Origin of the sequence: Amphibacillus marinus, assembly GCF_900110345.1 — a bacterium.
GTDB classification, from domain to species: domain Bacteria; phylum Bacillota; class Bacilli; order Bacillales; family Amphibacillaceae; genus Amphibacillus_D; species Amphibacillus_D marinus.
This window is the reverse complement of the sequence record NZ_FODJ01000007.1, coordinates 107,907-131,112: the sequence shown is the minus strand read 5'-3', so window position 1 is coordinate 131,112 and position 23,206 is coordinate 107,907. Positions and strand designations below refer to the sequence as shown.

Sequence of the window (23,206 nt, the reverse complement as noted above, 5' to 3'; positions counted from 1 at the left end):
CATTAATAACCGATATTCTTCAAGTGTCCTTGTTAAAATGAAAAATATTAACATAATTATCGTTATATTTATTGGATTATTTAATGATACTCACACCTATATATTCGACAAACAGCAGAAAATAGTTTTACTTTTTTTATTTTACTTGAAAAAATTTTCAGATTAACGATTAGAACGTTATTTGCACGCTAATACTTTAAAAAAACCTCCAAGATAGCATTTGGAGGCGATATGACGTATTCAATTAAAAACTCAGTGATATCATCTACCAAACAACAAGTAAATGAGATAAGCCAGCATAATCACTAAACCTAACGCCAGTAAAATAAATAGCCACTTCAACCATCTCTCTAGTATTGCTCGGTTCGTATAGCCTGACCGCAAACCATTAATCGGTGTGACATGAATCGCTCTCTCGGCGGGAATAACTGCGCCAATTAATCCAACTGCAAGTGGGATTAGTCCAGCCCATAGCAAGTCGCTCAATTGGGCACTTGTCCATGCCTGTTCAAGCCATGCACTAATGGATAATGAAAGCATAATGGCAATGAGACTAGCAAAAAAGCCAGTTAAGAAGCCTTCCAACCAAATAAGGAAGCGCACCTGATTATTCCGCCAGCCAAGTGCTTTTAATAGGGCCAGCTCTGGCTGACGTTCACTCACATTTTGCCACATCATTTCAACGCTTGTTAGTAATGCGATAATAAGGGCAGCTATACTTGCTATATATTGAACTTGCCCCACCTCAACTGCAATGTATTCGCCAAGGATGGTCGTATACATGACCCCTTGAAGTCGTAATGTAATTGATAAAAATACTGCTAACAAACTTGACGGTAAAGCAATCGTCAGAACCGACAAAATGTACCGTTTCCATTTTCGAAAAAAATAATTAGTCGCCATTGTCACGATACCCTTTGTCGGGAAAAGCATTTTGCTAGCTGTGACGACTTCCCCTCGTTGCATTGTCTGTGCTGGTGAAAGCCTCATAGCTAAGGTAATCGGTAAAATTGAACCCAGTAGATAAATAACCGCACCGATTACACCTGTTAACACAAACCGAACTGAGGAAAAGTTAACCCCTTCACTCCAATAGCTAAAACCGAGAATTAGCCAAGAAACAAGTGCAGTTAGCCCTCCTAGCATAGCGGATTCAGTCAGTAAAAGCTTACCGAGCTGACTTGGACGCCATCCGACGGCTAAAAGGATCGCTAGTTCCTTCTTTCGTGCTTGAAGACTAATTAATCCAGATGCCCAAACGTACATGACGGCTACAGCAATAACCATAATCAGAATAGTCTTATAGCCGAGCGTTGCTTCACGAAATATGGTCATAGCAGCACCAAGCTTGATCCACGGCTGCTGAAACCATCCTTCCGTTGCATCGGTGTCTGATTCAGGCACATATACCAGTGTTTGTTGGGGTGAAGAACCCAGCATAATATCGGTAATCAAGCCCGTCTCTTGTTCAATTTGGTTAGCAATTTGCTCCAATTTCATCTGACTCTGCTCTACTAAATCATCAACACCCTCAACTTTAATTCTAATGGCAGAAATGATTTCATCGCCAAGAAGTTGTTCCGCATATTCAAGCGTTGTCAGCATAGTTGGTGGACTGGTCAGAAAGCTTTGGCCTGCTCCAATTGGCTCTAACAGACGGGGTGGATTAATGGGCTGCAATTCTGGATCCAGTACAAGCTCCGCTCTAATTGGGCGATACGTTTCCATTGGAAGCTCTGTAGATGGGTCCTGTGTGATTGCCAACAGCCCTGGATCATAGAAGCCAATCCACTGCGGCTCAATAAAAGGTAACGATTGCTCATAACTTACTTCATCACGATAGCCAGTGAAGCTTTCCTGATCACTAATTGCAACGTCAATATTAACTGTTTGTAGCTGATAGGCATGTGGCCACTGCTCTGGGTACGGGCTTTGTTCTTGCTGATAAGCTAACGGTGCTACTTGCGTTACTAAATTAAAGTAATCCTGAACTAATAAATTTTCATTGTAGCGCTCACCTGTCTCTAAGTGATAACCTGAAATGCTATTGGCAAAGTAGGTGAACAACTGATCATCACTATAATGAAATTGTTCAACTCGTTCACCGACTAGCTCATCTAAGTAAGCTTCCCCACCTAACGCTTCGAGTTGCTGATAAATTTGGGACGGACTCTCATCGTTATCAATCGGGACATCAAGCTTTTCATAGGTATAAATAAGCTCAGAATTGGTATAGGAATGATTACTTATTAAAACCGGCAATTCATAGATTGTCTCTTCAGTAAGGGGACTTACATCATCAGCTAGATCGAAATAGTGACTATCACCAACAGCTAGAATAGCCTGATCAAGGCCAACCAGTTCGGCTTCCTGCACCGGATCAATTGCAGCCATCAACTGTGACTGCATGATTGGGTTTGTCCCTTCACCAAATGGAGCATAATAGGGTGAAAAAATGCTCGGATCTCCTGGATGTTGATTAACGGATTGATAAGCTGTAAAGGTGTCCGTTAACTGGTTAATGCCATCACCCATTATGTTTTTGCGCGTGAAACGATAGAGGCCTTGTTCAGGTAAATCCGGATCATCCAGTTTTAAGAAAAAATGGACATGTCCAAGAAACGCAATGGGTGCGGCAATTTCAACTCCTGATATCCTGTTAATCTGCTCATACTGAGCGAATGAAATTCCACCAGAAATACCACTTAAAAAATTGGTATCGAGGAGCTGATCCCGTTCCGTTTCGCTTCTACTAGCTACCGGTCGGACTACAATATGATAGGAGGACTGCCAGCGTTGCTGAAGTTCTTCGGTAATTGTCACTTGATTTTGATCAGATAATCCGACTAAATAGGACAATCCCGCTGCAATAACCAAGACACCGAACAGTAGTAAAAAGAGCCGTTCTTTTTTACGCTTCCAGTTTTGCCAAATAAAACGGATCATTTCAGTTTACCCACTCGGTCACTGATCACACAGCCATCCTGCATGGAGATAATTCGTCCTGCTCGTTCTGCTAATTGAGATTCATGGGTAACAAAAACAACACCACAGCCATCCTCTTTGTGTAAGTGTCTCAGTAGACTGAAAATTCGCTCGCCCGCTTCACTATCTAAGTTACCAGTCGGCTCATCTGCTAGTAACCAGCTTGGCTTATGAATGACCGCACGTGCAATGGCGACTCGTTGCTGCTGACCACCAGATAATTGAGAAGGTAATGCAGTCAACTTATCTGACAAACCTACATAATTAAGCACTTCCTTTGCTCGGGTTTGCCTATCATAGGACACCTTTCTTCCAAATAACGGTGTTAACACATTTTCTAGCACACTCAAGGTCGGCAAAAGGTGAAACTGCTGAAAGACAAAGCCAACTTGCTCAAAGCGAAAGTCCGCCACAAGTCGGTTACCTTTTGTTCCTATCGCCTTGCCATCATAAAGAAGGTGACCGCTAGTCGGTCGATCTAGCGTTCCAAGCATGCTTAGCAACGTTGACTTGCCTGATCCAGATGGACCGATTACAGCAGTAAACTCTTCTTTTTTAAAGCAGAGATTAAGCTTATGAACAGCTGTCGTTTCAACTCCGTCACCCTGATATGACTTTGTGAGATCAACACATTCAATTTGGGAAACCATATGATACCTCCATCACTTATTGTAATACTTATCGTACCATTAATTACCTTATTTAGCCACTAAATATTACAGAGACAGGTAGGTTATTTAATTGATCTAAATCCTTTGTAGTAACCTATATTTATTTTTTGCTATAGTTGACAACAATCAGACTCAAGCCCCCCTGAAAGCTTGTCATTTTACGAAAGTGTCCGTATTTTCGATCCCATTCACCTGAATTAAGATCATGTTTCAATCTTTTTACGTAGGCTAGCTCTGTGTCTTTGTCAACAAAGCCCCACGCAGATTGCGCAGCTCGTACTTCAGGTTTTAGAAACGCCTCTGGCTTGCCATAAAAGGCATCCTGAAAGCCATCAACACAATCAAAGGGAACAGGCACTGGTATGACAGTAGCATTACCTGCTAATTTCTCAACCAAATCCGCTATACTTGGATACCGCTGTACTTCAGCTGCAACTACGTCTTTAAAGTAATCAACATTCCAATGTCGATCTAGCTTAGCTGGATCGAAGGTTAGCATGACTACCTTATGCTTGGTGACACGCTTTAACTCTGCTAGCCCTTTATTAATATCATGCCAATGATGAACAGTCACCATTGCCATAACCGCATCAAAGGATTGATCATCAAATGGTAGCTGCTCAGCTACAGCATTTACAGCTGGAAATTTACCAGACATACTCCGCTCAAGGCGCATGGTTTGGGAAGGTTCAACAGCGACAACATACGCGTTATCAGGCTCATACGAACCAGCTCCTGCTCCAACGTTTAATACTGTATCCATTTCGCTAAGTTCAGCAAAGACATAGTCAGCAATTCTTGGATCAGTCTGCCTTTGCTTATGATAGCCTGCACCATGAAAATTATAATCATATTGAGGAAAATTAGCTTTTGTCATCATTAACACACTCCTTAGAATTGTTTTACCTATAACTAAACTGTATACTACAATTACACATAAATAAAATACATATATTTTATAAAAACATAAATTTAAGTTAAGTTTAGGGAGGGACAAATGAATTTACATGGCTTACGAATCTTCTATTATGTTATGAAATTTGACAGTATAACGAAAGCAGCTGCCGAGCTACACGTTAGTCAGCCCGCGGTTTCTACTCAGCTAAAAAAATTTGAACAGGAGTTAGGTATTTCCCTTTTTAATAAGCAGGGCAGAGGGTTAGAACCAACATCATTTGGTATAGAGCTGGCAAGTCATGCGGCTATCCTATTTAATCACGAACGTGAACTGATTAGCTTAGTTGAAGCGCATAAGGCAGGGAGAAAGGGCAAACTCCATATCGCAGCAACTTATTTACCAGCTAACTTTATTTTACCTAGGTGGGTTGCTAGCTTTAAGCAACGATACCCAGATATTGAAATAATTGTAACCACAACAAATTCGACTGAAGCTGGTCAATTAGTCGAATGCTATGATGCCGATTTAGCTATTTTCGGGGGAAGTAGTGAGGATCAATCACCTCGTATTAACTGGAAGCTTCTTACCGAGGATGAGCTGTGGTTTGTCGTTGCTGCTAACCATCATCTTGCCAACCAAACCGTTGCATTAGCTGAGCTTATGCAGGAGCCGTTTGTCATGCGCGAGCAGGGTAGCTCTACCCGTGCACGCTTATTATCGCTCTGCCAAGCTCACGGGGTAAAAAAGCCTGACTTTGGCTTGCAATTTAATGGTCTCCATGAAGTCATTCAAGCCGTTATCGCCGGGTACGGCGCTAACTTTGTTTCAGCATTGGCTGTTGAAGATGCTATCAAGCAGGGCATGCTTGCTCGTGTTTATGTACCCAACATAACTGTAATAAACAAAATTGCGATTGGAACAAGACAACACGAGCAACCCTCACAAATAATTTCCCTGTTTTATAACTTTATTAATCTAATTGAAAGTTAAAAAAACTTTAATTACGTTAGCGTTTTACAGTGCTTTATTTGTAATGTAATGCTGCTATTTATTCTTAAAGAGGAGAATATTGATTACTCTATTCTATCAACAAGTTGGCAAATAACCTTACTTAACCCTAAAACGTAAGCGGGCGGTCCACTTAAGGTAAATCTTGCAGTGTGGGGGGCTAATAAATGATACTGAAAAACTCTTTTTTCACCTTCATACACATCGTTGTAATAAGAAGTTACTGATTCTACTAGGAATTCAAGATTGCTTATTGATTGTAATGAAAAGTCTAGTATGGTTAGGGCAGTATTACTTATTTTTTCTTCTTCTAGAAATCGATAAGCAAGGCCATTCTTGGTATCAATTAATTGATCACGCCCCACGAATTCGTGAAGATTTTCTTTGGTGAAACGCCATTGCCCACCAATTTTGCTTCCTTTTAATTTTCCATCTCTAAGGTAGTTTCTAATTGTACGCGAAGTGACGTTTAATTCATTTGCTAATTCTTCTACTGAATACAGTTCAACCATTTTCATCTTCCCTTTCTATACTTATTACACGATTAGCATACTTTTTGTTCAATTTGTCATGTGAAGTAAAGATAATAATCTTGTTCTTATTATAGGCTAAGATAGCTTCAAAAATTGCTGTAGCAGACAATTGATCAATGCTACTTGTTATCTCATCCATTATGTATAAATCTGCCTCCATTAATAATAGTCTTGCCACTGCAATCCGCTGTTTCTCACCACCAGATAAGTTACTTCCATTCTCTACCAAAACAGTTGACCACTCCTTATTTTTAAGAATTGGATCAAGAATTTTTGTGCTTTTTAAAAAAGCTTTTTGGTTATTCGTTAGTTTTTTTCCATAGGCAATATTCTCCTCAATGCTCGTTGATAGAATGGTAGTTTCTTGAGCTAAATACGCTATTTTATTTCTAAGAGAATTATTTTGAATGTCATTTATAGCATATCCATTAACTTTAATTCCAGCTGAGTCTCTGAATTTTAATAGTAACTTTAGTAACGATGATTTTCCACTTCCAGAAGGACCACTTAAGTATAAAACATTGCCTGGTACAATTGTTGCTTTAATATTAAAACTATATTGGTTACCATTAAGATCAAATGAAGGGTTGTTAAATTCTATACTTTTTATTTTATTAATAATGCGTTCTCCATCTTTTTCAATGTTTGCTATCAGCTTTTCTTTAAGAAAATTGTTTGAAGTTAGGAGTGATCTGAAATCAATATTAATTTTATTAATTTCTGAAAGTGCATTAAAAAACAATGGGAACACAATACTTAAAATAATTAAATTTGAAATTTGAAATTCACCCTTTACGATTAAAATACTCGTCCAGAGATAAACAAAATTTTGAACAGCTTGATTTAGAAAGCCTATTGTTGCACTTGTTGTTCCTGCAAATTTGTTGGTGTTTGCCAGATTACTGTACATAGCTTCAACCTTGCAGGACAACAAATTATTTAATACTTTAGTATCCATATTTGCCTTTACGGAATCAATATTAGACAAGGTAACAACTAAATCTTTTGTTGCAACTGCTGAGCTTCTTTGCATCCTATCCATTCTTATTGCTAACTCCTTATTGATAAGCTTAAAACCAAAGTAATTTAGCGGAATTAGAAAAAACATTACCAAGCTGATTTTCCATGATATGAACCAGGCCAATATAAGGGAACAGACGAGCATGATAAACGCTTTAATGACAGCAGGAAAACTCGTGATAAAGAACAAATACAATGAATCAACTGCACTATTAATACGGCTAATTAAATAAGTTGGTTCTAATTGAACATAAGAATCATACGTCATATTAACCATTTTTTGCACAAGACTAAATAAATAATTAGTATTAAATTTTGCTGCATAATTCTCCCTATAAACTTGAGCAATGATTTGTAATAAAAAAGATACTGCCACTGCAATAAAGATATAAAAAAATGTCTTTGTAGAAAGGTTATTTTCATTTCGAGTTTGAATAATAAGCGGTGTTATCAAGGCCGTAATTGAAGTTAAAATGACTACAATACTACTTAATAATATAAATCTTTTGTTAAGCTTAATTATTTCTTTCAACTTAACCCCTCATTTCACTAATTTTCCTATTATTATAATTTTAATTATTAATTTTTTTAATCTTTTTCTTTATTGATAGGAAAATGATGAACTGGTTTGGTTTTAAACACATTCACATAGTAACTAACCGATACACGCAATGAAAAATAACTAGTAAGCCAAAAAAAAACCAGTTACTGTTTTTTTAAGAAACAATAACTGGTTTGTATGACTTATCCAAACTTCCCTGTTATATAATCCTCAGTTTCTTTCATTTTCGGATTGGTGAAAATTTGATCTGTTTCACCAACCTCGACAACGACACCATCAAGGAAAAAAGCGGTCTTGTCTGAAACCCGCGCAGCTTGCTCCATGTTGTGGGTGACAATGACAATTGTGTAGTTTTGCTTTAACTCATGAATAAGCTCCTCAACCTTCAATGTTGCTAACGGATCTAGGGCTGAAGTTGGCTCATCCATTAAAATAATATCCGGTTCAACTGCCATCACGCGTGCAATACAAAGACGTTGCTGCTGACCACCGGAAAGACTAGTACCTGAATCATCAAGGCGATCCTTCACTTCATCCCATAAGGCGGCTTGACGAAGACACTTCTCAACAATTGCATTAAGCTGCTCTCGTTTTTTTATCCCATTTGCTCGGGGACCATAAGCAACATTATCATATATACTGAATGGAAAAGGATTCGGCTTTTGAAACACCATTCCAACTGATTTTCGTAGTTGAACCACATCAATACTCGAGTGATAAATATCATCACCATCAATTTTAATTTTACCTTTTAAACTTGTTTTATGAATTAAATCATTTAGTCGATTCAATGTTCTTAAGAACGTCGATTTCCCACACCCTGATGGACCAATTAAGGCAAATACCTCTTGCTCTGGTATCTCAAGTGAGATTTTATTTAAAGCTTGCTTCTGATCATAGAAGAAGTCAAGCTGATTGACCTCGATCTTAATTGACTTATTTGTCTGCTCAGTCATACGTCGTTCCTCCCTAAACCCTTACTATGAAAAGCGCTTAATCAATCTTTTAAACAATGCGCCTGCTAAAAAGTTAATGATAATAATGAGAATAATTAAAACAGCACCTGTTCCAAACGCCATATCCATATTTCCCGTCTCCATGGCAACCATATAAAGGTGTAAGGAAAGTGTTCGGCTTCCATCGAATAGTGTTCGTGGAATTAACAAACTTCCACCTAATGTTAGTAAAAATGCGGCTGTTTCACCAACGACCCGACCAATTGACAAAATTAAACTTGTTAAAATACCTGGGAAAGCTAGTGGTAACACAATTTTCTTAATGGTATACCATCGGGTTGTACCCAATGCTAAGCTTCCTTCTCTTAAAGGATTAGGAACATTGCGCAATGCTTCCTCTGAGGCACGAATAACGACAGGTAAAATCATCATGACTCCCGTTAATGATCCCGAGATAATTGACCAGCCTCCTGTTATATCTCTTAGTAAGATAACAAAGAATATAAAGCCAAATAAACCGAAAACAATTGATGGAATACCTGCTAATGCTTCTGTCGTAAAGCGAATAACTTTTTTAAACAGACCTTCTCTAATATATTCATTAAGATAGATGGCTGTCCCAACTCCAATTGGTGTTGCCAGTAGTAACGTGACCCCAACTAAGTAAACCGTCCCGAGTATAGCCGGGTAGATACCGCCCTCTGCGCCCATCCGACGAGGCTCTTCAAGAAGAAACGCTAAATTTATCATGGCAAGACCACGACTCATTATATAAAAAACGATGGCAAGAAGGATCGTCACGGTCAGTGCCGCAGCTAAGCTTAATAAACTATAAGCAATAATCTGATTACGTTTAACTTTTGACATGATTTAATGCTCCTTCTTTACTAAAGCTAGGGTAATAGAATTTAAGATCATAATAAAAATAAATAACACGATCCCTGTTGCAAACAGAGCTTGACGGTGCTCAGGTCCGGCATAGCCCATTTCAAGCGCAACATTCCCAGTAAGCGTTCGCACCGGCGCAAAAATACCTTGCCAACCGAATTCAGGAATTTGTACTGTGTTTCCAGCTACCATGATAATCGCCATTGTTTCACCTAAAGCACGACCTGTACCTAAAATAATTGATGTTATAATCCCAGACTTGGCAGCTGGAACAACAACCGAATACACACTTTGCCAGTCCGTTGAGCCTAATCCGAGCGCAGCTTCCTTGTACTCCTTAGGTACTGCTCTAATGGCATCTGCAGAAATGGTAATAATTGTAGGTAAAATCATAATGGCAAGAATAATACCACCAGCTAACACAGAATAACCCGTCTGATAAGTTCCAGGTAAATATTCGCCCAACGGACCATGTGCTAAAGATCGAATCATACTACGAATGACGACGATCCCGAAGAGACCATATACAACAGATGGAATGCCCGCTAGTAAATCAACCATTGGTTTAATGATTCGTGTCAGCCTTGCTGGTGCAACCTCTGCTAAGAATACAGCTACTGCTATACCTATTGGTGCACCGATTACAATAGCTAAAATCGTTACTAACACCGTTCCAATAATCATAGGGAAAATCCCGTAAATTTGATTAGTTGGGTTCCATGTTGTTCCAAACAAAAAATTGGTTATTCCATAATTCCAGACAAATGGCAATCCTTCTTTAAACAGAAAGAATCCTATTAACCCGATTGAAAATACAGATGCTAATGCCATTATGATCAAAATTATTTTCACAATTCTCTCTTCCAAATTAGCGGCTTTCTTTTTTAACGTTTGTTGCATTGTTTCATCACCACACGACTCCTTCAGTCAGCTAATGTTGTATGTTCTAACAAGAGGAAAGAACAGGGTAGTTAAAACTACCCCGTTCTTAAAACCATTTTAATTTTGTAAAATTGTTTAGTTAACTTTAATAAATCCTTGTTCTTCAACTACGTTTTGACCTTCCCCACTCAAGACAAAATCTAGAAATGCTTGTGCTAATTCACTTAAAGGTTCTGAATCATTAGAGACATAGTTGAATGGTCTTGAAACTGTGTAATCACCAGCTAATACATTTTCAGCAGTTGGATCTACACTGTCTACTTGCAGACCTTTTACCGTATCATTTAAGCCACCCAATGATACGTAACCAATACCATTTGGATCAGCTGCAACCGATTCTCTTAAAGACCCACCAGAGTTTTGAATAATAGCAGTTGCAACCAACTCTTCTTCACCCATAACGATATCTTCAAATGCACCACGTGTTCCAGAACCTTCTTCTCGACTGACGACAACGATATCCTCATCGTCTCCACCAACTTCAGACCAGTTTACAATTCCACCAGAGAAAATAGCTTGAATTTGCTCAATTGATAAATCGGCTACCGGATTATCAGGATGTACAATGATCGCGATACCGTCAATTGCAATTGTGTGTACGTCAATGCCAGTTTCATCGTCAGCTACTTCACGAGACACAGCACCTAAATCAGCGGCATTGTCCTGAGCTGCAGTAATCCCAGCACCTGAACCACCACCAGAAACCTCCAGGCGTGCATCTGGATGAATGCTCATAAATGCTGCTGCTAATTCTTCAGAAAGTGGTTGTACCGATGTTGAACCTGCCATTGTAATCGTACCTTCTAAACCATCAGCTTCTGGCTCTTCTTCAGCAGCTCCGTTATCTTCTACTTCTTCTTCAACTGGATCATCACCATTTACTTCTTCATCTGTATCTTGCCCACATGCTGCTAGTAGAGTGACAGCAAACATTGAAATTAATACTAACATTAAGAACTTTTTCATAACTTAGTTAATCCCCTCTCAAACGCTTTTTTAATTTGTTTTACAAGCCTAGTATAGGGGATGATCATTAATCCATCGTTAAGCCAATGTAAGGTTTATGTAAATGTTTATGAATTTATTAACGTATGTTAATAAACGAAAAAAAGCAGGTAGTAATCTTAAAGTCACTACCTGCTTCTTTAAATGGTATATTATAGCTTGTTAATAATTTGTCTTGTATCTTCTAGATAATCTTCAAGCTCGGCTCGTGTTAAATATGGCACTCGACCATAAAAGATATGATCAATCACTTCAACACCATTACTATTAAACAACCAACCTGAGGTCACTGTTTTAATCGCAACACTTAAGGGATTCTCTTCCCCGTCAATTAATTGTGGCTGTCCGGTTGGCGTAAGAAATAACGCGCGTTTACCCAAGAACTGATCACGAACGGCTGGATCATCAAAGCTGTAGGCAAAGCCATGCTGAAAGACGCGATCAATATAACCCTTCATAATTGCCGGCATGCCATTCCACCAGATTGGGAAAATGTAAATATAGAGATCACTTGCTAACATCAACTGTTGCTCTAGCTTAATCTCATCTGGAAAATCCTCCTGTTCCCGGACAAATTGACCATCTTCTATATGAATGGCATCCTTTCCTTGCAAAATAGGATTAAAATTCATAGCATATAAATCTCTAACCGTAACTTGATAGTTTTTTGCTTGTAATGCTTTGGTCACAGTATCAAGCAATGCATGTGAAAAGCTTTCTTCACGTGGATGAGCAAAAATAATTAACGCTTTCATTGTCTGATCTCTCCTTTAGTAGCAAGCCATTTTAATAATCGTGTCATAAAGTACCTGAGCAGCAATAGCTAAATCGTCTGCTGTCGCAAATTCCGCTGGATGATGGCTAATGCCCTCCTTCGTTCGGACAAAAATCATGCCTATCGGTGTGACTTGTGCAAGGATCATGGCATCATGGCCAGCACCACTTGGTAGTTTAATACAAGGTAACTGTTGTTCATTCATTACTGTCTCCATTAACTCAGTAACTGTCGTTGTCGTGTGCACGGCTTTAGAAATCTCAATAACGTTAAGCTCTGTTGCAATTCCCCTTTTTTCAGCAATACGCTCGGCCTTTTTTTCAATCTCAGTAACAAGCCTGTCTAACTTTTGATCAGATAGATCTCGTAAATCAACTGTAAATTCAACCTCTGCTGGGATCACATTAATACCACCAGGTTTAACCGATAGTTGTCCAACGGTAGCAACAGCTTGATTCTCCCGTTTAATTAACGCTTCGATAAACGTAATAAGCTCTGCGGCACAGGCCAGTGGGTCCTTACGCAAATGCATGGGTGTTGTACCTGCATGGCCAGCTTCACCCTTTAGGTTTATCTTTAACCACCTTAAACCGACAATTCCTGTTACCAAGCCAACGGGGGCATTTGCTTCTTCGAGAACCTTGCCCTGCTCAATATGTACTTCTAAATAGCCCTTTAGCTTTTCTGGATCTCTCTTCGCCTTTGCTAATTGAATAGGTTGATAGCCTTGGTTAATCATTGCATCCACTAAAGGTATACCCGCTTGATCACTATACTTCTCAAGGTCTGTTTGAGTAAGTTGCCCGATGAACGCTTGACTACCAAGCATTCCTGATGAAAAACGAGCACCCTCCTCATCGGTAAAGGCAACAACTTCGACATGAAAAGGTAATGTTACGTTTTGCTCAGCTAATGTCCTAAGAACCTCAATTCCAATTAATACGCCTGCTGCACCATCAAATTTGCCACCATTAAAGACCGTGTCAATGTGTGAGCCAATCAGTAAGGTTTCAGCTTCAGCAGCTTCAGCAGGATACCTTCCAAAGAAATTACCCATTGCATCTTCATATACCGTTAAATGTGCAGCTTCCAGATAAGTCCGCAATAATTGCTTGGCTTCTTGCTCCTCTTTGCTAAAGGCTAAGCGCGTCAAGCCTCCTTGCTCAGTTCGGCCAATTTCGCCTAACTGTTGAATCATTTTCCATAGTCGTTCACAATTAATGATCATGTTAAGCCTCCTATATCTATTCATTATACCACGCTATAGGTTACGACTTAGTATTTAGATCAGCCTCCACCTTAGGGTTGAGATTCTTATCCTACAAATAACTTAGTTAAAATACGATCTCAGTCCGTTTTATTAAAGCTTGTTAACGGCTATCATTATAGTATCAAGAACAAAAAGGATGAATGACATGAAAACAGCTATTAAGAATTTATTTCGCACTAAAAACCGCAGACATTATTATCGTTGCACCTCCAACGCCCATACAATTGAACAACGACTGGCCAAGTATGACTTGCTGAATCGTCAGCTAAGAATTAGACAAATCTTATAGAATACGTTGTATAATGAGAGTGAAAATTAACTGGAACAACAAGGAGTGAAGAAATAGATGCAGACATTATATCAATTAAAAAAACGTGATTTGTCTCTAGCGGCAGATATCTTACTTCAAGCTTTTATGAATGACCCATTAAAACAAGTGTTTGCAGGGGGCGCTAATTATGAGCAAAAGTATCGCGCTTTTTTTACTGTACCGATGACTTTTGCACTCAAATATGGAAAGGTCTATGCGCCAAGCGAAAATTTACAAGGTATTATGGCCGTTATCCCAGGCAAGCTTGCCGATATGTCTTTTGGACGTATGCTTCGAAGTGGTGCGATTCGACCTGCTTTGAAGATGGGAGCTGATACATATAAGAAGATTATGCCATTTGTTAATCACCTCAGCCAAGAACGCAAACAAATAATGGGACAACAAGACTTTTATTACCTAGCCGTTATTGGTGTTGACCCTCAGTTTCAAGAAAGAGGACATGGAAAAAAGCTCTTAACAACGTTAATTGAGCAAAGTGAGCAAGAAAACTTGCCTGTTTATCTAGAAACAGAAACCGAAAATAATGCGGCTATGTATCAGCATTTTGGCTTTAAGATCATGAGTAAAAAAATGGTCGAAGGAACGGATCTCACCATCTGGACAATGCTTCGTGAGCCTTACAAAAACGATTATCATCACTTGTTATAGTGCTAGCAAACACTCTATTCCATATCCCCTCATTTCACTTCACTTCTTTTTTTTTAAAAAAAGACTTGTCAAAGGAAACAATCTCACTTATAATGCCTATAATAAGAATTTTCTAAAAATATTGATTTTTTAAAAAAGCAATGATGAGGGAAAGTAAGGATTATGCATTTTTCACAAGAGAGCTTCGGTAGCTGAAAAGAAGCATCAATGCAAATGCTGAAAATGGCCTTTGAGCTGCGTTCTGAACGTGAGTATCACTAGTAGGAAACGACGAGATTTGGTACTCGTTACAAATACCAGAGTATGAAAGCTATCTAGCTGAGTACTTCATGAGGCTGTATGTGTGAGCATACAGTAAAATTAAGGTGGTACCGCGTTTGTTGTCTCAACGCCCTTATTGTTCTACAAAGAGCAGTGGGGGCGTTTTTATTATGGTCAAAAACCTCCCTGCTTGCTCGTACTTTAAAGCAATACGACTAAGGAGGAAACAACATGAGCAACAAATTATTAGTTTTTCAATCTGATTTCGGACTAAGCGATGGAGCAGTTAGTGCGATGTATGGTGTGGCAAAATCGGTTAGCCTTGATTTGCAATTATCTGACCTAACTCACGATATTCCCCCTTACAACATATGGGAAGCATCATATCGCTTATATCAAACAACTTCGTATTGGCCAGAAGGAACCGTATTTGTATCGGTCGTTGATCCAGGGGTAGGCTCTGATCGACTGAGCGTTGTCGTTAAAACGAATGAAGGCCATTATATTGTTACACCAGACAATGGCACTGTTACTCACCTAGCACAATCGGTCGGCATAGCTGAAGCCCGGGTTATTGATGAGAAGGTTAATCGTCTTGCACGCTCCTATGAATCGTATACCTTTCACGGTCGAGATGTCTATGCCTATACAGCAGCTCGCTTAGCTGCTGGTGAGATAACGTTTGCGCAAGTTGGGCCAGCCTTACCTGTCGATCAACTCATTACCTTTCACACACCGATCGCAGGCGTTGAGCAAGGCTTAGTGACTGGTACGGTTGATATTCTTGACGTTCGCTTTGGCAACCTGTGGACCAGTGTTAATAAGGAACTTTTTTTTAAGGAGGGGATTAACTATGGCGATACTTTAGAAGTGACTATTTTTGACGGCCAACGTCAGGTTTATAAGAACGTGATGTCATTTGGCAAGTCCTTTGCAGATACACAGGTAGGAGAGCCATTACTTTACATTAACTCACTTGAAAAGATTGGCGTTGCATTAAATCAGGGGTCATTCGCTGACGCTTATCACGTAAAGACTGGTGCTCAGTGGAAAATTAATTTGCGTAAAGCGGCAAAAATTGTTTATGGTTAAAAGCTAGCTAATTTAAAACAGGGAGTGGTTAACATGAATAAACATTTATCGATTAAAACAATTGTAGCGATTGGAATTGGGTCTGCAGTCTATGTTATTTTAGGGCGATTTCTTACCATTCCAACAGGCATTCCAAATACAAACATTGAAACAGCGACTGCCTTTCTAACTTTTATTGCCGTATTGTTTGGACCGATTGCTGGTGGCTTGGTTGGGTTAATTGGGCATGCACTAAAGGATAGTTTGCTCTGGGGATCCATTTGGTGGAGCTGGGTATTGGTTTCATTATTTGTCGGTTTCTTCATCGGGCTCTTCTCCCACCGTATTAAGCTAGAGGAAGGTGCCTTTGGTAAGAAGCAAATTATTCAATTTAACGCTGTCCAACTGCTGGTTCAAGCAATTGGTTGGTTTTTACTAGCACCTGTTTTAGATATTGTCATCTATGCAGAGCCTGTCAATAAGGTCTTTACCCAAGGTCTGGTTGCTGGGCTAGCCAATATTGTCTCAGCCGGGGTTATCGGTACACTCTTACTTGCCGCCTATGCCAAAACACAAAGCCGGAGCAGTAGCTTAACGAAGGAAGGCTAACCGTTCGAGAGAGGGGGGTTTAATATGACGACACCGATTATTGCATTTAATCATTTTTCCTTTAAATATTACAGTCAGGTTGAGCCGACCTTAACTAATATTAACCTTACCATTGCGAAAGGTGAGAAAGTATTAATTCTTGGACCATCTGGTTCTGGCAAAAGCACATTAGCCCATTGCTTAAATGGGCTAATTCCTTTTTCGTATACGGGTGAGATAACTGGCACACTTCACATTAATGGCCAGCAAACTGATCAGCTTGATCTCTTTTCGTTGTCAAAAATGGTAGGAACAGTGCTTCAAGATACGGATGGTCAATTTATTGGTCTTTCTGTTGCTGAGGACATAGCCTTTGCCCTTGAAAATGAGAATGTTAATCAAGAAAAGATGGAGCTAAGGGTTGCTGAGATTGCTAAGTTAGTAGAGATGGAGCCCTACCAAGACTCAGCTATTCATGCATTATCGGGTGGCCAAAAGCAGCGCGTTTCCATAGGTGGCGTGATGGTTGCCGAAGAGGTTGATTTGTTATTGTTTGATGAGCCACTGGCAAGCTTAGACCCCGCAACGGGACACTATGCCATGCAACTAATTGCTGACATTCATAGCCAGACAAATAAAACGATGATTGTAATTGAGCATCGTTTGGAGGATGCGCTTCAGCTCCAATTTGATCGCATTATTGTCATGAATGAGGGGGAGATAATTAGTGATTCAACCCCTAACCAGCTATTAGCTTCTAACAAGCTGGAACAAATTTATATCCGAGAGCCACTCTACACTAAAGCATTAAAATATGCCGGTAGTAACATTGAAGCAAACCAACAGCCTGAGCAGATTGAACACCTTGTCTTGTCCGAGCAAGACAAACGTAATCTACAGTATTGGAGCAGCCATAGTTCTGTAGAGCCTGTAACCATAGTAGAGCCACGTAATCCTTTACTTGAATTGCGTGATGTCTCTTTTTATTATCAGGAAAAACAAATCTTCAGCCAAGTAAGCTTTAGCATTTATCAAGGCGAGTTGATTAGCTTAGTGGGGAGAAATGGTGCTGGAAAATCAACCTTAGCTAAGGCGATTTGTGGATTTGAGCCAATTGACCACGGTGAAATTCTTTTTAACGGGACACGCTTTGATAATCAGTCTATTTCTGAGCGGGCTAATCACGTTGGCTTTGTCCTGCAAAACCCAAATCAAATGTTCTCAAAGCATAAAATATATGACGAAATTGCTTTGGGGCTTGTGCTGCGTCAAGTATCGGAGCAGGAAATTCGCACGCGCGTAGAGGACGTCTTACATATTTGTGGCTTATATCCGTTTCGTAATTGGCCCATCTCAGCGCTAAGCTATGGACAGAAAAAACGCGTATCCATTGCAGCCATTCTGGTATTAAACCCAAGGCTACTCATTCTTGACGAACCCACCGCAGGACAGGATCTGCGTCATTATACAGAAATAATGGATTTTCTTTGTACCTTAAATGAACAAGGGATTACCATTATTCTGATCACCCATGATATGCATGTGATGCTAGAATACACGACACGCTCATTGGTGCTGACAGATGGGCAATTAATTGCTGATCAATCGCCTGTTGACGTTTTAACAAATGACACCATCATTGAGCGCGCTCAACTTCGCCGCACTTCACTCTTTGATTTGGCTATTAAAGCAGGGATAGAAGCTCCCGCTCATTTTATCAAGAATTTTATTACCCATGATCGAGAGGTGAGGAGAACGTGGCAGTAACGATGTTAGGGTATATTGAACAAAACTCGGTCATTCATCGATTATCAGGCTTTACTAAACTTGTCGTTTTTCTCATTTGGTCCTCCATCGCTATGCTAAGCTACGACACGCGTATTTTAATCGCTTTATTTGTCGTAAGTATTTTTATTTTTAAGCTATCAAAAATTCGTTTTGCCGAGATTAAATTTGTTGTTCTCTTTATCATGGGCTTTTTAGCGCTGAATACATTGGCCATTTACTTGTTTGCCCCAGAAGAAGGTGTCCGCATTTATGGCACACGGCATCTCCTCTTTGAACTGAACGGCCGCTACACGGTTACACTTGAGCAGCTATTCTATCAGCTTAATATTATCTTGAAATATATCGTCGTCACCCCAGCTGCGTTATTATTTATCGTCACAACACATCCAAGTGAGTTTGCTGCATCGTTAAACCGGGTTGGTGTTCATTATAAAATTGCTTTTGCTGTATCGTTGGCGCTTCGCTATATCCCTGATATTCAACGCGATTTTCACATGATTAGTAAAGTACAACAAGCGCGTGGTGTTAATATTTCGCCAGCAGAAAAGCTAGGTAAACGGCTTAAGCATGCCAGTTCAATTATAATTCCCCTTATCTTTTCCAGCCTTGAGCGAATTGATGTGGTCAGTAATGCGATGGAACTACGCAGCTTTGGTAAACATAAAAGCAGAACGTGGTACAGTGCAAAGCCGCTTATGCAATTAGACTGGACTGTTTTAATAGTAAGTCTGCTGCTTTTCGCCCTTGCTATGATTATTACTTTCTATGATGGATCAAGATTTTATAATCCTTTTTAACCTAAAAAAAAAGCGAATTCGAAGTCATTACTTTTTGCCAACGAATACCGCTTTTTTTATTAGTAATATAACGTCCAAAGACCAATATCCTTGAAACCTAGCTTCTTATAGATCTTTCCGGCTGCTGGATTATCATAAAAGAGACAAAGCTCTTTACCCTCATGATGAAGATCAGCGATGAGCCTGCTTAAGCACTGTGTTGCCAAGCCTTTGCCCATATAAGCAGAAGCGGTCGCAACCGCTACAATCATCGCTGACTGACTGTTTTCAGCTGCCGTTGATGCGCTAGAAATGACCATGCCATCATCTGACTTAATCATATAACTGCGACCGACACCCCGTTCCATATCACGTTGCTTTGTTTCTCGATTAACAGTGGAATGACTAAATTCTGGTACCCCATTAATAAATTGAATCCATTTATCCAAATCAGCTAATTGAAGTTCCTTAACGTTTGTTAAATCAAGTGTAGGCAATTGATCAACTGTTGTACATTTTGCATAGTATAATTCCCTTGGCTTCTTCCTTTTATCGGCAAGAAGTGGCGCTATCATAGCTGTTAACGGCTTAAGTCCTGATAAAATATATTTTCCATCAAAATGATTAATAATCTCTGCAAAGCCTGCTGCATTAAAATCTTTGGTTAAACTAAAGGGAATAAAGTTCTCCTCGTATCTTAATAGCACAGCCTTTAATTGACTATTGTGATCAAAATCGCCCCAGATCTCCTGAAAGTCCTGCTCATAGCCAAATGCCTCTAAATCGCCAATGATAAAAAGATTCTCTGCTGGCTGCTGCATGATAAGTGCTTTCACTGCCTGGTCATCGGCTTCTAGTAGCTTACGAATCATTGACATGTCACCCCTCTTCTATTGATTAGCAATCATCATAACATGTTGGTCGGCTGCTGAACAGATTTACTTACAATAAAAGATAAAGGACACCCTAATAAGGGTGCCTCATTGTAAGACCCAATGATCAGGTCTTTGTTCTTCAAGTCTATTCTTGGTAAATTCATAGCTTTGGAGTGTTATATTGTGATTACGAATTTTCTCAGCTTCAATGGCTGGATCTGGTACCGGCACTGCCTCTAATAATGCTTTGGTATAGGGATGAATCGGATGTTGGTAAAGCTCTTCACTTTCGGCAACCTCGATAATTCTCCCTTGATACATAACGGCAACACGATCACAGATATGTTTAACCATAGCAAGGTCATGGGCAATAAAGAGGTAGGTTAGACCGAGTTCATCCTGTAGCCTTCTTAATAGCTCAACAATTTGTGCTTGAATGGAAACATCCAGCGCTGATAAAGGCTCATCACAGACGATAAATTTAGGATTTACTGCGAGTGCTCTGGCAATACCAATCCGTTGCTGTTGTCCACCTGAGAATTCATGTGGGTAGCGATTTGCATGCTCCTTTTCTAAACCAACTAACGCCAATAGTTCTTCAACACGTTCGCGTCGCTCTTTTTTACTACCAACAAGCTGATGAATATCCAATGGCTGCGCAATGATGTCAAGCACTTTCATACGTGGATTTAATGAAGACTGTGGATCTTGAAAGATAATTTGCACATCACGCCTTAACTGCTTAAGCTCTTTGCGATTAAACTGATGAATGCCCATACCTTGAAAAACAACCTCTCCGCCTGAGGCCCGTTGGAGCTGGAGCACAAGCCGACCCGTTGTTGATTTACCAGAACCTGATTCCCCTACTAGTCCCAACGTTTCACCCTGTTTAATATGAAAGTCTATCTGATCAACTGCTCTCACTTCTCCCCCTAGCTTCATTTGGTAGATTTTTTGCAGCTGTTGGACCGTGACTAATGATGTTTCTTTATTTATGCCGTTCCGTTCTCGAAGCTTTTTAGGCTGATCAATTCGTGGCAATGCTTGAATTAACCGTTTAGTATAGGGATGGGCTGGATACTTAAAGATGGATGCCGTATCATTTTCTTCAACAAGCTCACCATCTTTCATTACAACAACACGATCACACATACCAGCTACGACACCAAAATCATGGGTGATTAACAAGATGCTCATCCCAAATTTCGCTTGTAAATGCTTCATTAGCTGCAAGATCTGGGCTTGAATTCGCACATCTAAAGCAGTGGTTGGCTCATCAGCAATGAGGAGCTTTGGTCGACAAACTAACGCCATCGCAATCATCGCACGCTGAAGCATTCCCCCTGAAAATTCATGAGGATATTGGTGATAACGTTCTTCAGGAGCAGGAATACCAACAAGCTCTAACATCGTTAATGTTTCTTGTTTTGCCTGCCGTCCAGAAAGCTTTCGATGCTTGGTACTCATTTCATCAATTTGCTTACCTATCTTTATGGTTGGGTTAAAGGAGCTCATCGGGTCCTGAAAAATCATACTTATTTCCTGACCTCTAATTGTCTGCATCTCCTTATCGTTAAATTGTGTTAATTTCTGAGTTTGAAAGTCAATCCGATCTGCGGAAATATCGACACTATGCTCGGGTAGCAGTTGCATAATTGCCCTAGCTGTCACACTTTTTCCTGAGCCTGACTCACCTACAATACCTAATGTCTCACCCTTGGCAATCGATAAAGAAACCTGCTTCACAGCCTGAACCTGCTGCTGAGCATTGTTAAAGGAAACTGATAAATTTTCTACTGTTAAAATATCCTGCATAACCATTCTCCATCTCAGAATTTTTAGTTTGACATATTCATAGAATGTCACTATAATCTTGTTAACGTTATTCTATACTAAACCACTCGGAATTATCAAGTTTAAAGGAGGTTTTTTCTCTAAGTGCTCGAAAATTTAAACCAAAACAAATTAATTAAAGGCTATCGAATTGTTAATCAGCATCCCTTATTAAACTGGCTCCAATGCCTATTGGGCTTGCCTATTTTCTTAATTGGATATAGTTATTTTCTCTATATGAGAAAAAAGATCAGCTATTCAGCCCAACTTCAAGACAAAGTAGCCCAGCTCCACCATAGTAAACAATATGAACAGCTGCTGACAAAGTATGCTCAGCAATATAAACATAAGCAACATTATTTTAATCGACGTGTTGAGCAAACAAAACAAGATGCGTTTGCCAGAGCACAAGCTAATCAACAAATTAGAAAGCTAGCTGAAGCAGAGCTTAGCAAGCAGAAAGTTCAATTCATGTCCTTTACTACTTTTTTTGAACAGTTATTAGCAAATCGAAATTTTGTCATATTAAGCTTTGTCTTAGGCTTCTTGATTTATAGTTTATATTTCATTTACCAAAATGCGTTTGTCCGATTTGTTTTTGAACGATTTATTATGACGCTGTTTGTGATCGTTTCAGTTATTGTTATTGTGTTTACCATTCTGTATATTTCACCATCCGATTCAGCGGCCAACATTTTAGGGGAATCTGCAACACTTGATCAACGGCTTGCCTTTAATAAGCAATATGGTTTAGATCAGCCTTATTTTGTCCAACTTTGGCGCGCTATCTCTGGCTTTTTACGCTTTGACCTTGGTCATTCCTTTACTGGTAATGAAGTCATTTTGACAAGTATTGCAAATCGCTTTCCGGTGACGTTAATTCTGGCTATTACATCGCTTTTCCTAGCTGTGTGCGTTGCCGTGCCTATTGGAATGGTTTCTGCTGCTAAACTAAATTCTTTTTGGGATTACAGTTTTATGTTTTTAGCTTTAATTGGTCTATCAATCCCTAGCTTTTGGCAAGGTCTTATCTTTATTCTAACGTTTTCAATTCGGGCAAATTGGCTCCCATCTAGCTACTCACCGAATAATCTATTTTCGCTAATTATGCCGATCTTAGTATTAGGAACTGGTCTAGCAGCTGCCATTACCCGCATGACACGATCATCTATCCTTGAGGTCATGCATGAAGATTATATGGTCACAGCTAAAGCTAAGGGCTTGTCTGGTCGTGAAGCATTTCTCGGTCATGCCCTTCGCAATGCTTGGATTCCAATTTTAACCGTTATTGGTCTGCAATTCGGTGTCATGCTTGGTGGAGCGGCAGTTACTGAGAAGGTATTTAATATTAGAGGGTTAGGTAGTTATATTGTTGATAAACAATTTATTCCTGATATTCCGGCCATTCTTGCTGGCGTGGTTTATATCGCTATTGCTATCTCTGTTGTTAATTTAATTGTTGATTTGCTTTATGCAATTCTAAATCCACGTATTCGAGCTCAGTTGAAGAACAATTAAGGGG

The 23,206-nt window shown here is 39.5% G+C and carries 20 protein-coding genes and 1 other annotated feature; of the genes, 7 read left to right on the top strand and 13 right to left on the bottom strand.

The features are described 5' to 3' along the window. Positions 1–261: 261 nt before the first annotated feature. From BM000_RS10735 to BM000_RS10725, 3 genes are all read right to left on the bottom strand, one after another. Positions 262–2,946 (bottom strand): ABC transporter permease, encoded by a 2,685-nt coding sequence (locus BM000_RS10735; protein WP_091498002.1) that lies wholly within the window; start codon positions 2,944–2,946, stop codon positions 262–264. Further along, positions 2,943–3,635: an ABC transporter ATP-binding protein gene (locus BM000_RS10730; protein WP_091498000.1), complete on the bottom strand. Its 693-nt coding sequence runs from the start codon at positions 3,633–3,635 to the stop codon at positions 2,943–2,945. Before BM000_RS10730 ends, BM000_RS10735 begins: the two co-directional genes overlap by 4 nt. Positions 3,636–3,756: 121 nt before the next feature. Further along, a complete protein-coding gene (locus BM000_RS10725) occupies positions 3,757–4,536 on the bottom strand; it encodes a class I SAM-dependent methyltransferase (protein ID WP_245751634.1) in 780 nt (259 codons plus the stop codon). 117 nt (positions 4,537–4,653) lie between these two features. Between BM000_RS10725 and BM000_RS10720 the strand changes: the two genes are divergently transcribed. Continuing rightward, complete coding sequence (locus tag BM000_RS10720; RefSeq protein ID WP_091497997.1) at positions 4,654–5,544, top strand: LysR family transcriptional regulator; 891 nt, start codon at positions 4,654–4,656, stop codon at positions 5,542–5,544. An 83-nt stretch (positions 5,545–5,627) separates the two neighbouring features. Here the strand turns inward: BM000_RS10720 and BM000_RS10715 are convergent, their stop codons facing one another. From BM000_RS10715 to BM000_RS10680, 8 genes are all read right to left on the bottom strand, one after another. Continuing rightward, positions 5,628–6,074, bottom strand: coding sequence for a helix-turn-helix domain-containing protein (locus tag BM000_RS10715; RefSeq protein ID WP_218144096.1), 447 nt, complete (start codon positions 6,072–6,074; stop codon positions 5,628–5,630). After that, on the bottom strand, positions 6,067–7,647 hold the full coding sequence (locus BM000_RS10710; RefSeq protein ID WP_091497992.1) for an ATP-binding cassette domain-containing protein: 1,581 nt from the start codon (positions 7,645–7,647) through the stop codon (positions 6,067–6,069). Before BM000_RS10710 ends, BM000_RS10715 begins: the two co-directional genes overlap by 8 nt. A 212-nt stretch (positions 7,648–7,859) precedes the next feature. Beyond that, complete coding sequence (gene pstB, locus BM000_RS10705; protein WP_091497989.1) at positions 7,860–8,633, bottom strand: phosphate ABC transporter ATP-binding protein PstB; 774 nt, start codon at positions 8,631–8,633, stop codon at positions 7,860–7,862. A 24-nt stretch (positions 8,634–8,657) separates the two neighbouring features. Continuing rightward, the gene (pstA, locus tag BM000_RS10700; RefSeq protein ID WP_091497974.1) at positions 8,658–9,500 is read right to left on the bottom strand and encodes a phosphate ABC transporter permease PstA; all 843 of its coding nucleotides are present in this window, start codon (positions 9,498–9,500) and stop codon (positions 8,658–8,660) included. A gap of 3 nt (positions 9,501–9,503) precedes the next feature. Then, the gene (gene pstC / locus BM000_RS10695; RefSeq protein WP_091497969.1) at positions 9,504–10,421 is read right to left on the bottom strand and encodes a phosphate ABC transporter permease subunit PstC; all 918 of its coding nucleotides are present in this window, start codon (positions 10,419–10,421) and stop codon (positions 9,504–9,506) included. Positions 10,422–10,538: 117 nt separating this feature from the next. Continuing rightward, positions 10,539–11,429 carry a phosphate ABC transporter substrate-binding protein gene (locus BM000_RS10690; RefSeq protein WP_091497966.1) on the bottom strand — a complete coding sequence of 297 codons (891 nt, stop codon included), beginning with the start codon at positions 11,427–11,429 and terminating at the stop codon, positions 10,539–10,541. A gap of 191 nt (positions 11,430–11,620) precedes the next feature. Next, positions 11,621–12,223, bottom strand: coding sequence for an NAD(P)H-dependent oxidoreductase (locus BM000_RS10685; protein WP_091497962.1), 603 nt, complete (start codon positions 12,221–12,223; stop codon positions 11,621–11,623). A gap of 15 nt (positions 12,224–12,238) precedes the next feature. After that, entirely contained in the window at positions 12,239–13,471 is a 1,233-nt protein-coding gene (locus tag BM000_RS10680) for a Zn-dependent hydrolase (RefSeq protein ID WP_177178276.1), read from the bottom strand. Between the two features lie 388 nt (positions 13,472–13,859). On the opposite strand from BM000_RS10680, the gene BM000_RS10675 reads away from it, so the two are divergent. From BM000_RS10675 to BM000_RS10655, 5 genes are all read left to right on the top strand, one after another. Next, positions 13,860–14,492, top strand: a complete 633-nt coding sequence (locus tag BM000_RS10675) for a GNAT family N-acetyltransferase (protein ID WP_091497957.1) — start codon at positions 13,860–13,862, stop codon at positions 14,490–14,492. 131 nt (positions 14,493–14,623) lie between these two features. Continuing rightward, positions 14,624–14,891, top strand: a binding site (T-box leader). A gap of 93 nt (positions 14,892–14,984) precedes the next feature. Continuing rightward, on the top strand, positions 14,985–15,845 hold the full coding sequence (locus BM000_RS10670) for an SAM hydrolase/SAM-dependent halogenase family protein (RefSeq protein ID WP_091497955.1): 861 nt from the start codon (positions 14,985–14,987) through the stop codon (positions 15,843–15,845). Between the two features lie 33 nt (positions 15,846–15,878). Continuing rightward, the gene (locus BM000_RS10665; RefSeq protein WP_091497952.1) at positions 15,879–16,433 is read left to right on the top strand and encodes an ECF-type riboflavin transporter substrate-binding protein; all 555 of its coding nucleotides are present in this window, start codon (positions 15,879–15,881) and stop codon (positions 16,431–16,433) included. Between the two features lie 24 nt (positions 16,434–16,457). Continuing rightward, positions 16,458–18,179: an ABC transporter ATP-binding protein gene (locus BM000_RS10660; RefSeq protein WP_091497949.1), complete on the top strand. Its 1,722-nt coding sequence runs from the start codon at positions 16,458–16,460 to the stop codon at positions 18,177–18,179. Beyond that, positions 18,170–18,997: an energy-coupling factor transporter transmembrane component T family protein gene (locus BM000_RS10655; protein ID WP_091497947.1), complete on the top strand. Its 828-nt coding sequence runs from the start codon at positions 18,170–18,172 to the stop codon at positions 18,995–18,997. Before BM000_RS10660 ends, BM000_RS10655 begins: the two co-directional genes overlap by 10 nt. 59 nt (positions 18,998–19,056) lie before the next feature. Here the strand turns inward: BM000_RS10655 and BM000_RS10650 are convergent, their stop codons facing one another. Together BM000_RS10650 and BM000_RS10645 are read right to left on the bottom strand one after the other, a co-directional pair. Then, complete coding sequence (locus BM000_RS10650) at positions 19,057–19,854, bottom strand: GNAT family N-acetyltransferase (protein ID WP_342708165.1); 798 nt, start codon at positions 19,852–19,854, stop codon at positions 19,057–19,059. Between the two features lie 102 nt (positions 19,855–19,956). Continuing rightward, a complete protein-coding gene (locus BM000_RS10645) occupies positions 19,957–21,666 on the bottom strand; it encodes an ABC transporter ATP-binding protein (RefSeq protein WP_091497940.1) in 1,710 nt (569 codons plus the stop codon). A gap of 123 nt (positions 21,667–21,789) precedes the next feature. Here BM000_RS10645 and BM000_RS10640 point away from each other — a divergent pair, with 123 nt between their 5' ends. Next, positions 21,790–23,202: an ABC transporter permease gene (locus tag BM000_RS10640; protein WP_245751633.1), complete on the top strand. Its 1,413-nt coding sequence runs from the start codon at positions 21,790–21,792 to the stop codon at positions 23,200–23,202. Positions 23,203–23,206: the final 4 nt, after the last annotated feature.

Excerpts from the sequence above, each read along its gene's own strand:
- BM000_RS10690 (WP_091497966.1), bottom strand. The coding sequence starts at position 11,429 with ATGAAAAAGTTCTTAATGTTAGTATTAATTTCAATGTTTGCTGTCACT.
- BM000_RS10720 (WP_091497997.1), top strand. The coding sequence starts at position 4,654 with ATGAATTTACATGGCTTACGAATCTTCTATTATGTTATGAAATTTGAC.
- BM000_RS10725 (WP_245751634.1), bottom strand. The coding sequence starts at position 4,536 with ATGATGACAAAAGCTAATTTTCCTCAATATGATTATAATTTTCATGGT.
- BM000_RS10665 (WP_091497952.1), top strand. The coding sequence starts at position 15,879 with ATGAATAAACATTTATCGATTAAAACAATTGTAGCGATTGGAATTGGG.
- BM000_RS10730 (WP_091498000.1), bottom strand. The coding sequence starts at position 3,635 with ATGGTTTCCCAAATTGAATGTGTTGATCTCACAAAGTCATATCAGGGT.
- BM000_RS10675 (WP_091497957.1), top strand. The coding sequence starts at position 13,860 with ATGCAGACATTATATCAATTAAAAAAACGTGATTTGTCTCTAGCGGCA.
- BM000_RS10685 (WP_091497962.1), bottom strand. The coding sequence starts at position 12,223 with ATGAAAGCGTTAATTATTTTTGCTCATCCACGTGAAGAAAGCTTTTCA.
- BM000_RS10735 (WP_091498002.1), bottom strand. The coding sequence starts at position 2,946 with ATGATCCGTTTTATTTGGCAAAACTGGAAGCGTAAAAAAGAACGGCTC.
- BM000_RS10680 (WP_177178276.1), bottom strand. The coding sequence starts at position 13,471 with ATGATCATTAATTGTGAACGACTATGGAAAATGATTCAACAGTTAGGC.
- pstA (WP_091497974.1), bottom strand. The coding sequence starts at position 9,500 with ATGTCAAAAGTTAAACGTAATCAGATTATTGCTTATAGTTTATTAAGC.
- pstB (WP_091497989.1), bottom strand. The coding sequence starts at position 8,633 with ATGACTGAGCAGACAAATAAGTCAATTAAGATCGAGGTCAATCAGCTT.
- pstC (WP_091497969.1), bottom strand. The coding sequence starts at position 10,421 with ATGCAACAAACGTTAAAAAAGAAAGCCGCTAATTTGGAAGAGAGAATT.
- BM000_RS10660 (WP_091497949.1), top strand. The coding sequence starts at position 16,458 with ATGACGACACCGATTATTGCATTTAATCATTTTTCCTTTAAATATTAC.
- BM000_RS10645 (WP_091497940.1), bottom strand. The coding sequence starts at position 21,666 with ATGCAGGATATTTTAACAGTAGAAAATTTATCAGTTTCCTTTAACAAT.
- BM000_RS10715 (WP_218144096.1), bottom strand. The coding sequence starts at position 6,074 with ATGGTTGAACTGTATTCAGTAGAAGAATTAGCAAATGAATTAAACGTC.
- BM000_RS10650 (WP_342708165.1), bottom strand. The coding sequence starts at position 19,854 with ATGTCAATGATTCGTAAGCTACTAGAAGCCGATGACCAGGCAGTGAAA.
- BM000_RS10670 (WP_091497955.1), top strand. The coding sequence starts at position 14,985 with ATGAGCAACAAATTATTAGTTTTTCAATCTGATTTCGGACTAAGCGAT.